This is a genomic window from Acinetobacter sp. AS167 (assembly GCF_037152175.1).
Classification (GTDB): Bacteria; Pseudomonadota; Gammaproteobacteria; order Pseudomonadales; family Moraxellaceae; genus Acinetobacter.
In genome coordinates this window covers 178,676-194,294 of sequence record NZ_JBBCMP010000008.1, presented here as the reverse complement: position 1 = coordinate 194,294, position 15,619 = coordinate 178,676, and the positions used below count along the sequence as shown (strand labels likewise).

The 15,619-nt window shown below is 37.7% G+C and carries 15 protein-coding genes; 5 read left to right on the top strand and 10 right to left on the bottom strand.

The window, feature by feature from the left end; genetic code table 11:
- The coding region (locus WFN33_RS14410) for an electron transfer flavoprotein-ubiquinone oxidoreductase (protein ID WP_336953736.1) at positions 1-946 on the top strand (946 nt) is incomplete at its 5' end.
- 67 nt (positions 947-1,013) lie between these two features.
- On the opposite strand, the gene WFN33_RS14405 is transcribed toward WFN33_RS14410, so the two are convergent.
- From WFN33_RS14405 to tusA, 6 genes are all read right to left on the bottom strand, one after another.
- Complete coding sequence (locus WFN33_RS14405) at positions 1,014-1,514, bottom strand: hypothetical protein (protein WP_336953735.1); 501 nt, start codon at positions 1,512-1,514, stop codon at positions 1,014-1,016.
- 84 nt (positions 1,515-1,598) lie between these two features.
- Complete coding sequence (locus WFN33_RS14400) at positions 1,599-2,474, bottom strand: hypothetical protein (RefSeq protein ID WP_336953734.1); 876 nt, start codon at positions 2,472-2,474, stop codon at positions 1,599-1,601.
- A 2-nt stretch (positions 2,475-2,476) separates the two neighbouring features.
- Positions 2,477-5,245: a type VI secretion system Vgr family protein gene (locus WFN33_RS14395; RefSeq protein ID WP_336953733.1), complete on the bottom strand. Its 2,769-nt coding sequence runs from the start codon at positions 5,243-5,245 to the stop codon at positions 2,477-2,479.
- 89 nt (positions 5,246-5,334) lie between these two features.
- Entirely contained in the window at positions 5,335-6,171 is an 837-nt protein-coding gene (locus WFN33_RS14390; protein WP_336953732.1) for a nucleotidyl transferase AbiEii/AbiGii toxin family protein, read from the bottom strand.
- Positions 6,172-6,197: 26 nt separating this feature from the next.
- Positions 6,198-6,776 (bottom strand): hypothetical protein, encoded by a 579-nt coding sequence (locus WFN33_RS14385; protein WP_336953731.1) that lies wholly within the window; start codon positions 6,774-6,776, stop codon positions 6,198-6,200.
- A 24-nt stretch (positions 6,777-6,800) separates the two neighbouring features.
- A complete protein-coding gene (gene tusA, locus WFN33_RS14380; RefSeq protein ID WP_336953730.1) occupies positions 6,801-7,058 on the bottom strand; it encodes a sulfurtransferase TusA in 258 nt (85 codons plus the stop codon).
- 193 nt (positions 7,059-7,251) lie between these two features.
- Between tusA and WFN33_RS14375 the strand changes: the two genes are divergently transcribed.
- Positions 7,252-8,091 (top strand): HlyC/CorC family transporter, encoded by an 840-nt coding sequence (locus WFN33_RS14375; RefSeq protein ID WP_004816763.1) that lies wholly within the window; start codon positions 7,252-7,254, stop codon positions 8,089-8,091.
- Entirely contained in the window at positions 8,088-9,647 is a 1,560-nt protein-coding gene (gene lnt, locus WFN33_RS14370; protein ID WP_336953729.1) for an apolipoprotein N-acyltransferase, read from the top strand. Before WFN33_RS14375 ends, lnt begins: the two co-directional genes overlap by 4 nt.
- A 67-nt stretch (positions 9,648-9,714) precedes the next feature.
- On the opposite strand, the gene WFN33_RS14365 is transcribed toward lnt, so the two are convergent.
- Positions 9,715-10,053, bottom strand: a complete 339-nt coding sequence (locus tag WFN33_RS14365) for a tRNA-binding protein (protein ID WP_336953728.1) — start codon at positions 10,051-10,053, stop codon at positions 9,715-9,717.
- A 349-nt stretch (positions 10,054-10,402) separates the two neighbouring features.
- Here WFN33_RS14365 and WFN33_RS14360 point away from each other — a divergent pair, with 349 nt between their 5' ends.
- On the top strand, positions 10,403-10,666 hold the full coding sequence (locus WFN33_RS14360) for a DUF2798 domain-containing protein (RefSeq protein ID WP_034617824.1): 264 nt from the start codon (positions 10,403-10,405) through the stop codon (positions 10,664-10,666).
- Between the two features lie 74 nt (positions 10,667-10,740).
- Here the strand turns inward: WFN33_RS14360 and WFN33_RS14355 are convergent, their stop codons facing one another.
- From WFN33_RS14355 to gspF, 3 genes are all read right to left on the bottom strand, one after another.
- A complete protein-coding gene (locus WFN33_RS14355; RefSeq protein WP_336953727.1) occupies positions 10,741-11,076 on the bottom strand; it encodes a hypothetical protein in 336 nt (111 codons plus the stop codon).
- 281 nt (positions 11,077-11,357) lie between these two features.
- Positions 11,358-11,795: a type II secretion system major pseudopilin GspG gene (gene gspG, locus WFN33_RS14350; RefSeq protein ID WP_004816754.1), complete on the bottom strand. Its 438-nt coding sequence runs from the start codon at positions 11,793-11,795 to the stop codon at positions 11,358-11,360.
- Between the two features lie 39 nt (positions 11,796-11,834).
- Positions 11,835-13,040, bottom strand: a complete 1,206-nt coding sequence (gspF, locus tag WFN33_RS14345; protein ID WP_336953726.1) for a type II secretion system inner membrane protein GspF — start codon at positions 13,038-13,040, stop codon at positions 11,835-11,837.
- Between the two features lie 168 nt (positions 13,041-13,208).
- On the opposite strand from gspF, the gene WFN33_RS14340 reads away from it, so the two are divergent.
- Positions 13,209-15,434 carry a primosomal protein N' gene (locus tag WFN33_RS14340; protein WP_336953725.1) on the top strand — a complete coding sequence of 742 codons (2,226 nt, stop codon included), beginning with the start codon at positions 13,209-13,211 and terminating at the stop codon, positions 15,432-15,434.
- Positions 15,435-15,619 lie beyond the last annotated feature (185 nt).

Here is a 15,619-nt window from a genome sequence, read left to right as displayed (position 1 = left end):
TCACGCTGAAAACAACCAAGTGACCTTGGGTATGATTGTCGATTTATCTTATGAAAATCCACACATGTATCCTTTTGCTGAAATGCAGCGTTGGAAAACACATCCACTGATTAAGCAATATCTTGAAGGTGGTAAGCGTATTTCTTATGGCGCACGTGCAGTTGTTAAAGGTGGTCTAAACTCGCTACCTAAACTGACCTTCCCAGGCGGTTGCTTAATTGGTGATGATGCAGGTTTCTTAAACTTTGCTAAAATCAAAGGCTCTCATACTGCGATGAAATCGGGTATGTTGTGTGGTGAAGCTGTATTTGAAGCAATCCAAGCAGGTCATGAGAAAGGTGGCGATTTAGCGGTTGCGCGTGTCGCTGAAGGCGAAGACTTCTTTGCTAAAGAATTGACTGCATATACTGACAAATTCAACAACAGTTGGTTAAAAGAAGAGTTACATCGTTCACGTAACTTTGGTCCAGCAATGCATAAATTCGGTTTATGGATGGGTGGTGCATTTAACTTTATCGATCAAAATATCTTTAAAGTGCCATTTACTCTACATGACCTTGCACCTGACTTTAGTGCATTAAAAACTGTAGATGCTGCGACATTTAAACCGACCTATCCAAAGCCAGATGGTAAATTAACCTTTGACCGTTTATCTTCTGTATTTGTATCGAATACTGTCCATGAAGAGAATCAGCCAGCTCACTTAAAGCTGACGGATGCTTCTATTCCAGTCAATGTCAATTTACCAAAATGGGATGAGCCTGCTCAACGCTACTGCCCTGCTGGTGTTTACGAGATTATGGAAAATGATGATGGTTCTAAGCGCTTCCAGATTAATGCTGCGAACTGTGTTCACTGTAAGACCTGTGATATCAAAGATCCATCTCAGAACATCACTTGGGTAACTCCTGAGGGTGGCGGTGGTCCAAACTACCCGAATATGTAAATCAACAAACCCGCTTCGGCGGGTTTATTGTCATTAATTAAATTTCGTTTTTAACGAAAAATTTATACTACTTATCTCCACCACCAAATAGAACAACCAGCCTAACATAGTTTATTTGACTTTCAATTTCATTTTTTGATGAATAAAATTCATATATTATAGAATTATTTTTTTGATTACCAAATATATGTTTATATAATGTATTTGGGCTGTACGGACTAGAGTAAATCGCTGATTCTTTTTCAACCAGCTCCGAATATTTAAAGAAAATATTATTTTCTTTTAACAACTTTACATCAGCCTTTATCGTTTTTTTAAACACAGGTTGATTTGATGGGGAAAAAACAAATTTATATTTTTTCTCTTTATCATTTAAGTTTAAGACTTTGATTGTGGCTGGATAACCAAATTTATTTTTAGATAAAACGTATACGCCTCTATCAGTTAAAGTTCCATCTTTTAGCACATGCACTTTCAAAGCTCCCTCAAAGAAGAGACTACTATTCCACTTTTCTGTTTCACCCACTCTTGTGATTTCATTTATCAACATAATAGTATTATCAATCATCTTGTCATCCATTGTTTTGGAATTTACAGTTGAATTAAATATTAAAAACAATAATAAACTTATCAACTTAAAATAATACATTATCTAACCATTAAAATATGAGTATATTTTGAGAGGATCTTCATCACCCTCACTTAAAAACCAGTCTGTAGTATTCTCATCATCAAACTCAGGAACCATAACACCATAATTCATATTATTAGCTGAATCTGTTCTTAAAAAGTAAGTATATTTCAAATCTTCCTCCTCATTATTTATTTTAAATTTAAATGCAGCTAATAGCTCTTTTGCTTTTCCTACATTTGGATACTCTGGGTAACTATAATGTTTTAAATTAGAATTAAATAAATGTTCATTCCATGCAAATGGACATATAGCCTTTTTCGATATCCCATACATTTTTACATAGCCATAGGCATCAGGAATTTTTTTATCTAAAATATCTGAAAGAATTCTATAAGCTTCTTTTGCACAAGTTTCATTGGTAATTGCTCTATATTTTTTATCATTTGATTTCTTTTGCTCCCATTCATTTGTTTCATGATTATAAAAATGATTATTTGATTTCTCATACATTTTACTTACTTCATTTTTTATTTTTTTTGCGTCATCTTCACTAATATTTAGAACATATAATTGAGCTACCTCACCAATCGGATATTGACATGTTGAAGCATTTCCAATTACTTTATTTTCACCAAGCTTCTTTCCAGCGCTAGGGCCAAAACTAAAAAAACTAAAAACATCATCATTTTCTACAACATAAAAAAAAGCATGTCCCCAGTCTAAATTAGGGCCTGTTAAATATTGATGTTTAGCCGATTTCGAGGAGAATGTTATCTTTGCATTTTGATATGCATATGAAGCATTAGCCTCTGTACCAATAACTAAATAATACTCATTAACTTCAATTTCTGTTATAGGCTGATTAATCTCAGTAATATATTTTTTCTCATTCATTATTATAGTTCCACATCCAAGCTAAATTTTTCTTGCTCAGCTGTATAAATCCTATTTGTTTTACCCTCTTTGTCTGTTTTACCTTTAAATTTTTTCCCATTTGCTCCATTTAAAACATAACTAGTATTCGGCATGATTTCACCTTGCTTATTCTTTAAGATAAACTGATGAGAGTATATATTCTTACTTGGTAGAAAAGGAATTTCAAAGTTAACTCTTTCCCCACCCAAAAACTTATGTTGTCCAGCTTTGACTTCAAACTTACCTGCAGTGGTCGGTAAAACACCTGCACTACTAATTTCAACTTGAGAACCATCTGCAATCAAAATAATTTTCTTATCCGCTTTAATCTCAATCTTATCTTCAGTTGAAATAATCTGAATACCTTTACGTGCAATCAAATCTGTACCATCGCCTTGTGCTTGGATCTCAACTTTACCTTTTCCTGCAAAAAGTCTTGCCCCTTCTTGTGCCGCAAAAAGACTAATCTTTGATTGTGCATGTGCAACTAAATTCTTTTGCGTACTCAGGTTGATACTATCACCCGCAGTTTCATAGATTTGTCGATCGGCAGAAAGATGTAGATCTTCATTAGTAGCAAGCGCAACCGAATTGGGTGAAGCCAATAACATCAGGGCTTGCTTAAAGATATCTGCTTGATTTTTTGCTTCACGGGATTCACCTTTTTCCAAAGATGAAATAAAAGATTTCAAATGATCTAAATTTTCTAAAGGATCCGTTTGCTGATTCTTGGCAACTTCACTTAAGGCCTTAGAATTATTTAGGCTGCTTTCTAACTGACTTTTCGCCGCAGTTGCATCAAGGTGATTGCCTGAAGCTGAATCTTGAGCATAGGTACTGAGTAGTAGGCCTTGCCCTGCACGCACTGCACCCCATTGGTCTGTTCTTAGTTCAAAGCCTTCGCCTCGTCCTTCACTGGTATCCGTTTCTTTAGGATGACTCAGATTACCAAGGTTAAGTTGACTCGCACCGTGACTGCTTTGTAGCTGGCTGCTGATTTGCTCTGTGGTATCATCAAATCTAAGTTGCCCATAGCCACTGCCTTTAACTTCTCGACTTTTGATCCCTGCCAGTTTTTTAGTATCAGGTAATTGGCCTTTGTCATCAAATTTCGTTGGGCTTCGTTGCGCTTCATGGATACGCCCCACCACAAATGGTCGGTCAATATTGCCATCAAAGAAATCTATCACGACAATCTCACCAATCCTCGGCAAGAACCGCGCACCATAGCCTTCACCTGCCCACGGGGTCAGTACATCCACCCAAGCGGAATCAGTGTCGTTGTCATTGCTCCCTGCACCACCATCATGACTATGATCTTCATTGCGGGTAAATAGGAAGCGAACTTTAATGCGCCCCCATTCATCGACATGAATTTCTTCTCCACTTGGCCCAACTACTTTGGCTCGTTGTGGATGGGTACTAGGACGATGTTGTAGTGGGTGGTATTCAGGAACAGTGGTGATATTACGGCGTTGTAGTACCAATTGATTGGCTTGGCGTTCTGGGTTGTTTGAGTCTACATTTGAATTGACCCAATTACTTTGTTTGAGCAAGCGATTGATTTGTTCATTCAGATCTTTGGGTAAGTTGTTCTGGTTATAGAATGTCTTTGACGTGATCAGAAATTCTTTGTCTGAGCCACTGTGTTGGTCTATTTCTGGGTGTTCATTCAATTCAAACCAATACCCCACTTGCGCATCACGTACAGTGGAGTTGGCAACAAATTGCTTGGATTGAGCATCATAGTAATGACTGAGGTTTTGGTTGATCTTTTCAATCTGATTGTTATTTGAAGCGGTTGCTTGATCTTCACCATTCAGGTCTTGAATCCATGCTGGACTGATATGCCAAGCTTGTTCTAAACCAAGACTGGCATTGTTTTGGTTTTGGCTATGTTGATGTTTGCTTTGAACACTGCCTGCACCTTCTTCTTGTTCTAACACATCTGCTTGCCAGCGTTGTACATGGACAGCAGTGGGTTGTAAGCTGCGTTGTCCAATAAAGCTGGTGATGCTGTCTTGTTGTTCTGTGGCACTGCTACGATGGAAACGAATTTTTCTTCGTTCTAGCACTTTGTATTCGCTGTTGTCATCCACTAAACGCAGTTTTTGTGGTTGAATTTGAGTCGCAGAACTAGGCACAATCAATTGCGCCTCATCAATCAGCCAGTTGATCCCTTCACTGCGCATCAAGCGGGTTAAAAATGCATAGTCACTTTCGTTGCTCTGCATAATGAATGGGCGGATATCGTAGTCTTTTTTAAGACCACTTTTATCGAGGCTTAGACTGGAGGCAAAGAGTGGGCTTTTGTCTTGCCATTCTTTAAACAGCGCTTCTATGACTTGAACAACCGACTTGTTCATAAACACTCGGCTGTTACGACGTTTATGCCACAGTGAAGTGGCATCTTCGAGTTTGAGTTTATATAGCGTCAGTGCACCATCACTTTGCCCTTGTGCTGCTTCGGTAATCACCCCTGTGCTACGAAACAGTTGTCCATGATCTGTGACTTGATCAATCGCCACTTGGCTACCGATAAATTGTTTAAGTGGAATCACAGCCGAAGTGGCAAGGCAAATCAGTTCAATAGACACGCCTTGGTTTAGACCATGTTGTCCATCGATGCGTTGTAAGAAGACTTGGTTGTTAAAGTCTGTATTGCTAAATTGGATATGCAAAGCTCGTTTTTGTGCGTTTAGTCCAAGCTGATCCAATATTTTATAAATGCTATTTAGTAAGCTGTTCATTTGAATGAGTTAATTATTATTAAAAAATATGTTTAGATTATAATCATAAGTCAAAATTCTGTCATTTTTAATTTTGTAAAACTCTTTGATTAGGGTGTTGAATCAATTAACTCTAATAACTCCGCATCAAGCAATGACTGAGTAAAAATATTCCAAAAATCTTCAAATTTCTCGGGAATATCATCTAAATTTGCAAACTGAATCTCAGATCTTTCATTCTGCCAATTTTGTGCCAGCTTCATACAAGCATCAGCCAAAATAGGTTGATTCAAATACAAAAACTTAGTCAAAACCAAACCATCTCTTTGACATTCACTTTTCAATATTTCTATGGCATAAAGTTTTGCAAAAATATCCGAAAATGATGGATGCTTGAGTAAATAGGTCAAATCAAATATATCTTTATAGCGTGGGTTCACAATACATTGGTGTAACTTCCATGCAATTTGCGTAGCTAAAGATGGGGTTTGTGCCAATCGGAAGTCCTTACCAACAAAAGGATGATAAATAAGTCTGTTGTGAATATCTTGAATTTCAAGATTAAATGAAACATCAATATCTATTTCAGTTTTTTGCCCATTCACCCATGCGATAATATTTGTACTGACTGTTGGAAAGTCTTCTGCCATTACATACTCCAACTCCCACCAATAATTATCTTTCGAAAATGGTTCATAACGAATACCATCATTAAAATCTACAGTTGTTAAGTAGCACATCCATTCATTCAAATGATCCTGAACAAAATGTCGATCGATTAATGGTTTTAAACAAATCCAATCTAAATCTTGTGGTTTACGTTCAATATGCGCAGGAAAATATTGCCGAGTTAAGAAACTTCCTTTTAGCATAAAAGGAAAGTACTGGTGGCTTTCTGCAAAACGTCGAATCAGGCCCTCACAAGCCTTTTGCTTTATTTCATTCATTTACATTCTTCTTTATCTATGTCTATTTAAGATAACCATCCATGATCTAACATGATATTGGTATCATAAATACAAATCTCAAATCTTTCTTTAGCAATCACTCTATGTTGGTTTAATAATGCTATGCGCAACAACTCTAAGCGTTTCAAGAAAAAATCTGCTGTTCCTATTTCGCGTAATGTTAAAAATCGAAAGTTCTCACGGCGTTTTAAAGCATTTTGAGACAAGTGTGCTTGATGATGCTCACATAGTTGTTTAAGTTCAAAAGCATCTCTACATTCAATCAAAGCATGCCATTCATAATAATAAATAGACTGTTGATCTGTTTGAGAATCTTGAAATGGAAGTTCAATCTTGGTTCGGATAATTTGAATATTCTGTTGTTCAAACGCCTTGATCCAAGGCACAATATCCTCAAGGACAGTACTTAAATCCGCTGAGTAAACACATTTAGAGAGCATAATCTGTTTAGAATACATACCACGGGCAAGTATAATTTCAAGAGGCTTAGCATCTAACTGTTTACACATCGTTTTAAACTGATGGTACATCACTGGACTTTTAATATCCGCTGTCAGATGCACTTCAAATTCTTGTTTTTGCATCTATAATTACTTACCCGTTTTCTTTTAACCTTTCTTCACTAAATAGTGAAATTCCTTATTCCCGGCATCATCTAGTACTTCTTCTTGTAAAATCAACTCATGACCGAGATGCATACAAAATTTAGGAATGTCCCAAGAGGTTGAATTATCAGTTGCAAATACTTCAACCACATCACCTGATTTAGATTTACGAATTGCTTGATGCAACATCATTACAGGCTCAGGACAACGTAGTCCACGCGTGTTTAATTGAATGCTTGCTTTAGGCATCGGTTCAGACATTATCTATTCTCAAAAAGAAGCGAAATCACTCAATAATTTTAACACAAACTCAAATAATGAATAAGGCTTGCAATATATCTATAATATGACACATACATTCATCTATTTACCTTAGTTAATAGATAGACATCTGTGTTTTCTTCGGTATGATAAAAAAACATTTACTAGATATTAAACGTCTTTAGGAAAGATCATGCACGAGGAATCAGGCCCATCGTGGGGAATGCGTGGCTTACGCAAATGGTTAGGAACAGCGCCAGAAACCCGAGATGAACTGCTAAAATTAGTACAAGATTCACGTCGTTTTTTAGAACCCGATACTGTTGCAATGTTAGAAGGCGTATTAGACCTTCCTGCAACAAAAATCCGTGAAGTCATGACTCCGCGCACAGCGATGGTCAGCTTACAAGAAGATGATCAACTTCTTGATATTTTAGACATTCTTATTGAGTCTGCACATTCACGTTTCCCTGTTTTTTCTTCTGATCAGCCTGAAAACGTGGTGGGTATTTTACTTGCTAAAGATCTTTTACCCTTTTTAACTGATCGTTCATCTGTTGTAGATGTGCATGCGTTAATGCGTCAGCCATTATTTGTCCCAGAAAGTGCACGTTCCGACCAAGTTTTGAGGATGTTAAAAAACACTCAAACCCATATTGCCATTGTAATTGATGAATATGGTTCAACAGCAGGTCTGGTCACTTTAGAAGATATTCTAGAAGAGATTGTCGGCGAAATTGAAGATGAGCATGATAACGTTGACGAAGAAGCACAATTTATCATTCCAGATACAACACATACCACAGCCAATACATGGATTGTGCAGGCACTTACACCAATAGAACATTTTAACAATGTTTTAGATGCTGAATTTCCTGACGATGAAGTAGAGACTATGGGCGGATTACTGCTTCAAGAAATTGGTCTAGTGAGTGATCTTCAAGGCCAAGTGGTTGAGCTTGAGGATTGGGAATTTACAATTATTGAAGCAGATGCGCGCACTATTCATCTGATTCGAGCTGTACATAAATGAGAGCATACTTTGATAAGCTGTTAAATTCATCCCAACAACAAAAACAGCTGCCCTTCATTTTCCCATTATTGATTTCGTTAATATCAGGCGCAGTGTTCAGTTTAGCACTGGCGCCTTATTACTGGTGGTGGTTGGCAATTTTATCGCCTGCCCTGCTATATGCTTGCTTAAAAGGCCGTACACCACGCCAAGCATTTGCGATTGGCTTAAGCTATGGCTTTGGTCTATGGTTTGTTGGCGCATTCTGGCTCTATACCTCGATTCATGTGTATGGGGATACCAATGCTGTATTGAGTGTCTTGATGATCGCCATCATGGCCATTGTCATGGGGCTTTTTACCGCAATTCAGACTTGGGTATATCGTAGATTCTTCCCTGAAACACCATTAACTTTCGCTCCTTTGTGGGTTATTTTTGAATGGTCCAAGACTTGGGTCTTTACAGGTTTTCCTTGGTTATTTGCAGGTTACGCATTTACTGAACGACTCTTAGATGGCTATGCTCCACTCTTTGGTGTGTTTGCAGTATCTTTTGTTGTGATTATCCTTGCCTGTGCATTGGTTGAAATTTTAAATAGAAAAGTCTTTTGGATCTTTCCTGCAATCATTTTAATCCTTGGCGCATGGGCTGCATCATTTATCACTTTCGTACAACCGAAAGCAGAAAAGCCGCTCTCCGTTTCTTTGATTCAAGGCAATATTCCGCAAGATTTAAAATGGTTGACTGAATATCAGGTTAAAACCTTAGAAATTTATGTAAATTTAAGCCGTACTGAATGGGGGCGTGATCTGATTGTTTGGCCAGAATCATCGATTCCACTGTTCCAAACAGATATTCAACAATTCTTGGATATGATGGATCAACAAGCCAAAAGTTCAGGCACAGCATGGGTAACGGGTATTCCTTATTGGGACTTAAAAGAATCACAAAAAAATGGCTATCCGATGTACTACAACAGTATGATGGCTTCTGGCGCAGATTCTTCAGGCTTATATAAAAAACAACGTCTAGTGCCTTTTGGTGAATATATTCCACTTTCAGGATTGTTGGCTTGGGTGTTACCTGCGCTACAAAATGATCCATCCATGAGTGGATTTTCCCAAGGTGCATCCAATCAAAAGCCTTTTAATATTAAAGGAAATGATTTGGCTGCAGCCATTTGTTATGAAGTGGCCTATCCGAATCTCACTCGACGTAATGCGATTAATAGTGACTTTTTAGTGACTGTTTCTAATGATGCATGGTTCACGGGTACAGCAGGGCCATTACAACATCTTCAAATGGTGCAAATGCGTGCCAAAGAAAATGGACGCTGGTTTATTCGTGCTACCAATACAGGCGTAACAGCATTTATTGACCACAATGGGCATATTGTAAAACAAGCCCCTGTAGATCAAAAAGCTGTGCTTCGTGGTGACTTACCTGCCATGCAAGGCGAAACTTGGTACACCCGCTTTAGTGATTATCCTATTTTGTTGCTCTCCCTATTATTATTAATTTTGGGCTGGATCTATCGCCCTAAAGCAGTCGATATTAGCTTTAAATCTAGACGTTAATATTTGAATCCCTCATCTCTGGTTTAAGGAGATGAGGTAAACTTCAACAAAAAGCTTGATTCGATTGTTAAAGTAACTTTGTTCCCAATGGTACATTTGCATCAGGCACACACAACGTCACATGCCCATCTTGATTATGAAAACCCGCCACTAAACACTCTGATTGAATCGGTCCAATTTGTTTTTTGGGAAAATTCACAACAGCAACCACCAGCTTCCCAATTAAATCTTCAGGTTGATATAGGTTGGTAATTTGCGCACTCGATTTCTTTACACCAAGCGCTTCGCCAAAATCAACATGCAAAATATAAGCAGGCTTACGCGCTTTCTCAAATACTTCGGCTTGAATAATTTTTCCGACCCTTAACTCTACTTTAAGAAAGTCATTCCATTCTATTTGTTGCATTGCTGAGTCCTCGTATTTTTATCAGTTCATCTCGAGAGATAAAATCATTTTAGATAAATTTAAAGCAATCAACCTTATATAAAACAGACAAATGATCCTGTTAAAAAGACAATCATGTTCAACCTAGCCCCAACCCAAGTCTTATCAAAACGAAATTGAAAATATTTTCGGTGCATTTTTATTATATTTTTTTCAAGTTTATGCTAAATTATTTTCGCTGATCATAAAGCCGTAAACGTTTACGTCAATCAACGTGCCAACATATCTCCAACAAGGCTTGGGGCTATTTTTAATCAAAATTTTAATATTTTGGTGCGGCACTGGCGTTTGTTGGTTTACGGAGTAAAAAATGCAAAATTCTAAATCGTCTTATTTTAATTTTAAAAAGATTCCACATCGCTATGCAGCGATTGTTTTACCTCTGTTACTATCTATTATCATGACATTTATTGTTTCATGTATCAGTACATTCAGAAGCATGGGTTTTGAGAATTTTTCGCTATACACATGGCTTTCAGCTTGGGGGATTTCTTGGCTGATTGCCTTTCCAGTGTTACTTTTTATCTTACCTATTGTGCGCAAAATCACCATGAGCCTTGTTCAGCCGACTTAGTTGAAACTTGAATTACTAAATCATCGTGCAAAAAAAACCGAGGATTATACCCTCGGTTTTCCATGATATTTCAACTAAAGTTGAGTCACCAAATAAGACATCATTGCAGCTAAAAATAACATTGGCACATAACAATATGAACGTACTAAATATTGTTCTAATAATGATGAGAATTCAGTTTTCAACTGAAATACTGTCAAATTTAAGGCATTATAAAAACTAATAATAGATAATGCACTAAATACGCTAATCGCCATAAAACCAATCATGATCTGGCTATTGGCATCGGCAACTTGCCAAATATTGAGAAAAAACTGGCTAATCGGTAATAGGCTCAAAATTAAAAGAACAGATTTGAGCATAGTCCAATGAAATTGGCTGATTTCATCTGGTAATAATAATGCTTTCATCTCATCCTCCTCAGCAATTCAGATTGCCCTGAGAACTATTATGCAAGCTTTTAATTAAATAAAAAGTCTATTTTTATACACAATTTAACTTTCTTGTAACTATTAAATATGGGAATAATTCTTATTATAACTCTCAAACATCGTTATTTTAAATAGCTGTTATATTTCAATAAATTAAGTACATTTTAGCAAACAAGAAAGATTATCACTTCACTCAATATTTATTAACTCGATTCAATGAAGTGATTAACTCAATAAACTATAACTTAAATATTCTTTAATTAAGGTTGGTAATAAATATCAGCATCATTTCCTTCACCACCTTGTTTACCATCGGCACCAAAAGAATATAAATCAAACTTACGACCTTCAGAACCAGGGATCACATATTGAATATCATTTTCCCAACTGTCTTTCGGATAACCACCTTTAACATAACCACCAGGTAACCAGTTTTTAGCCGTTGCGGGTTGATTGACAAGCGCATCTAAACCACCATCTTGGCTTGTCGGATAACGCCCATTGTCCAATTTATATTGATCTAAAGCACCCGCTACACCTTTTAATGCAATTTTAGTGGTGTCAACTTTGGCTTTTTCACCACGTCCCATCACATTGGGTACGATCAATGCTGCAAGTACGCCTAAAATAACAATCACAACCATCACTTCAATTAAGGTAAAACCTGACTGACGAGTCCTATTCATCTTTCGTTGCATCTGCTTACTCTCTATATATTCTTTATAAAAATAATTGGCTTAAATCATATTGTTCATATTGACGATTGGCAACATAACTGCAATCACAATAACCAAAACAATACCCGCCATAAACACCAACATTAATGGCTCCAATAAAGCCAATAATGTTGAAATAAATGAAGATACTTCTCGATCCTGCATATCTGATGCACGGCTCAACATTCGGTCTAACTCTCCCGAAGCTTCACCACTTTTAATCATTTGTACCATCATCGGTGGGAAATAACCACAACGCTCCAATTGCGTAGCAAGATTTCCACCCTCAGTGACTTTCTCTGCTGCAATATTGACAGCATCTCGTATTACCCAATTACTACTCACAGCGGCCCCAATTTTCAAAGCATCTACGAGCGGTACACCTGATTGAGTCAGAATAGATAAGGTACTGGCAAAACGTGCCGCATTTATACCACGAGATAATTTACCAAATAATGGCAATCTGAGTGTTAAACGATCAAAAGCATAGTGCCCTGCAGAAGTTCGCAAAAAACGAATTAATAAGAAAAATCCAACCACACTAAAAACCAGCATAAAGGGCCATGCCTGTCGAATAATCTCACTGGCTTTCATCAGTGCTACAGTGATCCAAGGTAAGGCTTGTTTACTTTGGTCAAAGGTTTTAACAATGTCTGGAACAACATAAGTCATTAAACCCATCACAATTGCAAAAGACATAAACATCAAGATGATTGGATAGATCATCGCACCTTGAATTTTCTTTTGCATGGCAAAGCGGTTTTCGGTGTAATCAGATAATTGATCTAAAATTAAATCTAAATGCCCTGAACGTTCACCCGCAGCAACGGTCGCAATATACAAATCTGGAAAGCGTCCTGTTTGTTGCATCGCTTGAGCCAAAGAGTGCCCTTCAAGCACTTTTGAACGTGCCGAAAGTAAAAGATTTTGTACATGCACTTTTTCACTTTGTTTGGCAACTGCTCGTAATGCTTCCTCTAAAGGAATCGCAGCAGCGACCAAAACAGAAAGTTGACGTGTCATTAAGGCCAGATCATAAGCCGAGAATTTACGTTGAAAAAATCCTGAACTTTTATTTTTATCTTTTTGTTCAACAGCATCCACCGTGACAGGAATCAATTCCTTGTCCCGTAGTTGTTGTCGAATCTGGCGTGCGGAATCTCCTTCTAACACGCCTTTTTGCTGCTTTCCTGAAGCATCAATTGCAGTAAATTGATATGCTGGCATTATTATGCTCTAGTTTTCCAAAATTTTTTGATTACGCTGTTGCGTCATACCCTATAAATCATTCATATTCATGTTTATAGATGACTGTTACACTCTAACACAAGCCGAATCTGCACATGAAACAATTTCATCACAGCCTCACTAAATTAATGAGTCACTAAATTAAAAATGTCGAATACCCTTGCTACGCCACAGACGATTTATCGTATTCAAGTTGCTGTTCCAGTCTATTTGAATGACTGCTTTGATTACCAAGTCACCGCTGAACAATATGCGCAAGCTGAAGTCGGTGCGCGTGTTGCAGTGTCTTTTGGCAGACAGAATCTGATTGGTGTTATTGTCAAGAAAGTACCGATTGATGAACCTGTGGATTCCCATTTTAAACTCAAAGCCATTACTGAACTGTTAGATGAACAGGCCATTCTAGACAGTAAAGTTTTAAGTTTATTGACATGGTCATCACAATATTATCAATTTCCTATCGGTGAAGTGATTCAAACGGCGTTACCTACCTTATTACGCCAAGGGAAACCTTATAATTTATTGGCACGTATCTGGAAACTTTTAGACTTACATGCCGAAGACAAAGTTAAGCGTTCTGAAAAACAACAAGAAGCCTATAAAATTTTAAAGCTACACCCGAAAGGGACACAGGAAAATATTCTTAATCTAAGTGGTGTTGAAACAGCCACACTCAAAGTCCTTGAGAAAAAAGACATTGTTCGTTGTGATTTAGAACCACAAAATGTCACGCCAGAACCGGTGCAATTGGCACAGATGCCCCTCACGCCAAATGACGATCAGAAGAAAGCCATTCAAGCGATTTTAAAAGCGCAGAAAAAATATCAAGCGTTTCTACTGGATGGTTTAACTGGGAGTGGTAAAACCGAAGTTTATTTGCAAGTGATGCATGAAGTACTTAAACAAGGCAAACAAGTCTTGGTTTTAGTGCCTGAAATCGGCTTAACCCCACAAACCATCAGCCGTTTTCAATCACGTTTTCATTGCAATATTGCCTTACTGCACTCAGGCTTAAATGACACTAAACGTTTACAAGCATGGCAGCATGCGCAAACGGGCAAAGCCTCTATTATTTTAGGCACACGTTCTGCAATTTATACACCTTTGCCACAGTTGGGTTTGATTATTTTAGATGAAGAGCATGATCTTTCGTTTAAACAACAAGAAGGCTTTCGCTATCATGCTCGCGATGTGGCCATGTATCGTGCACATTTAGAAAATTGCCCGATTATCTTAGGTTCGGCCACGCCTAGTATTGACAGTTATTATCTTGCTCGCCAAGAAAAGCTGACACGGATTGAATTAAATCAACGTGCTGGTGCCGCAATCATGCCGAAAATGCATTTGATTGATTTAAAAGTGGCAAAAAAACAGCATGGCTTAAGTGATGTTTTGATTGCTGAAATCAAAAAACGTTTAGAGAAAAAAGAACAAGTTCTGATTTTTTTAAATCGCCGCGGTTATGCCCCTGTGCTTATCTGTGAAAGCTGTGGTTGGCAGGCCAATTGCCCCAACTGCGATGCTCACTTTACCCTGCATTTAAAGCCTTATCAGCATTTGCACTGTCACCATTGTGGCACGATTAATCGTATGCCTGATGCTTGCCCTCAATGCAATCAACAACAATTAAAGCCAATTGGCATGGGAACTGCCAAAGTTGAAGAAACCTTGAATGAGCTGTTCCCTCACTTCCCCGTCTTGCGCGTAGATCGTGACTCAACTAGTCGGGTTGGTAGTTGGCAAAAGATTTATGATCAAATCCAAAAAAGTGAACCGACTATTTTACTTGGCACGCAGATGCTGGCAAAAGGACATCACTTTCCTTATGTCACCTTAGTGGCAATTTTGGATATCGATGCAGGTTTGTTGAGTGTAGATTTCCGTGCTACAGAACGTACTGCGCAATTAATTATTCAAGTTGCAGGTCGTGCGGGTCGTGGTGAAATGAAGGGTGAAGTCTATTTACAAACCCTAAGACCTGATCATCCTTTATTAAACACCTTGATTCATAATGACTATCGGACCTTTGCTAAACAAACTTTAAAAGATCGCCAAGCCGCACAGCTTCCACCCTTTCGTTATACAGCTTTGATTCGCTGTGATTCAAAGCATCAGGAAGAAAATTTAAAGTTTCTGACTGAAATGACGCAGCTCCTTAGACAAACTGCCGAAGATAATTTAATTGATATTTGGGGACCGATTCCAGCGCCAATGGAGCGTAAAGCAGGACGTTACCAAGCTCATGTGGTTTTGCTTTCTCAAGATCGGGCAAAAATGCATTTTTATATTCGTCAATGGTGGCAACAGCTGTTACATAGCAAACCCTCTACGATGAAAATAACCATAGATGTTGATCCGCAAGAATTGAGTTAAATTTTTAATTTAGTTTATTGCTATACAAATTGAGATAATGAACCGAGTCTCAATTAAACCACTGCTGCATTTTGTATTGTTTAAATACGCACAATATATCTATTTATATGACGATAGACTTGCCGCCATTAGGTGAGGGTACAAAGGCTATCCCCCTCATAGTGCTAATCACTGTTAAATTTTTA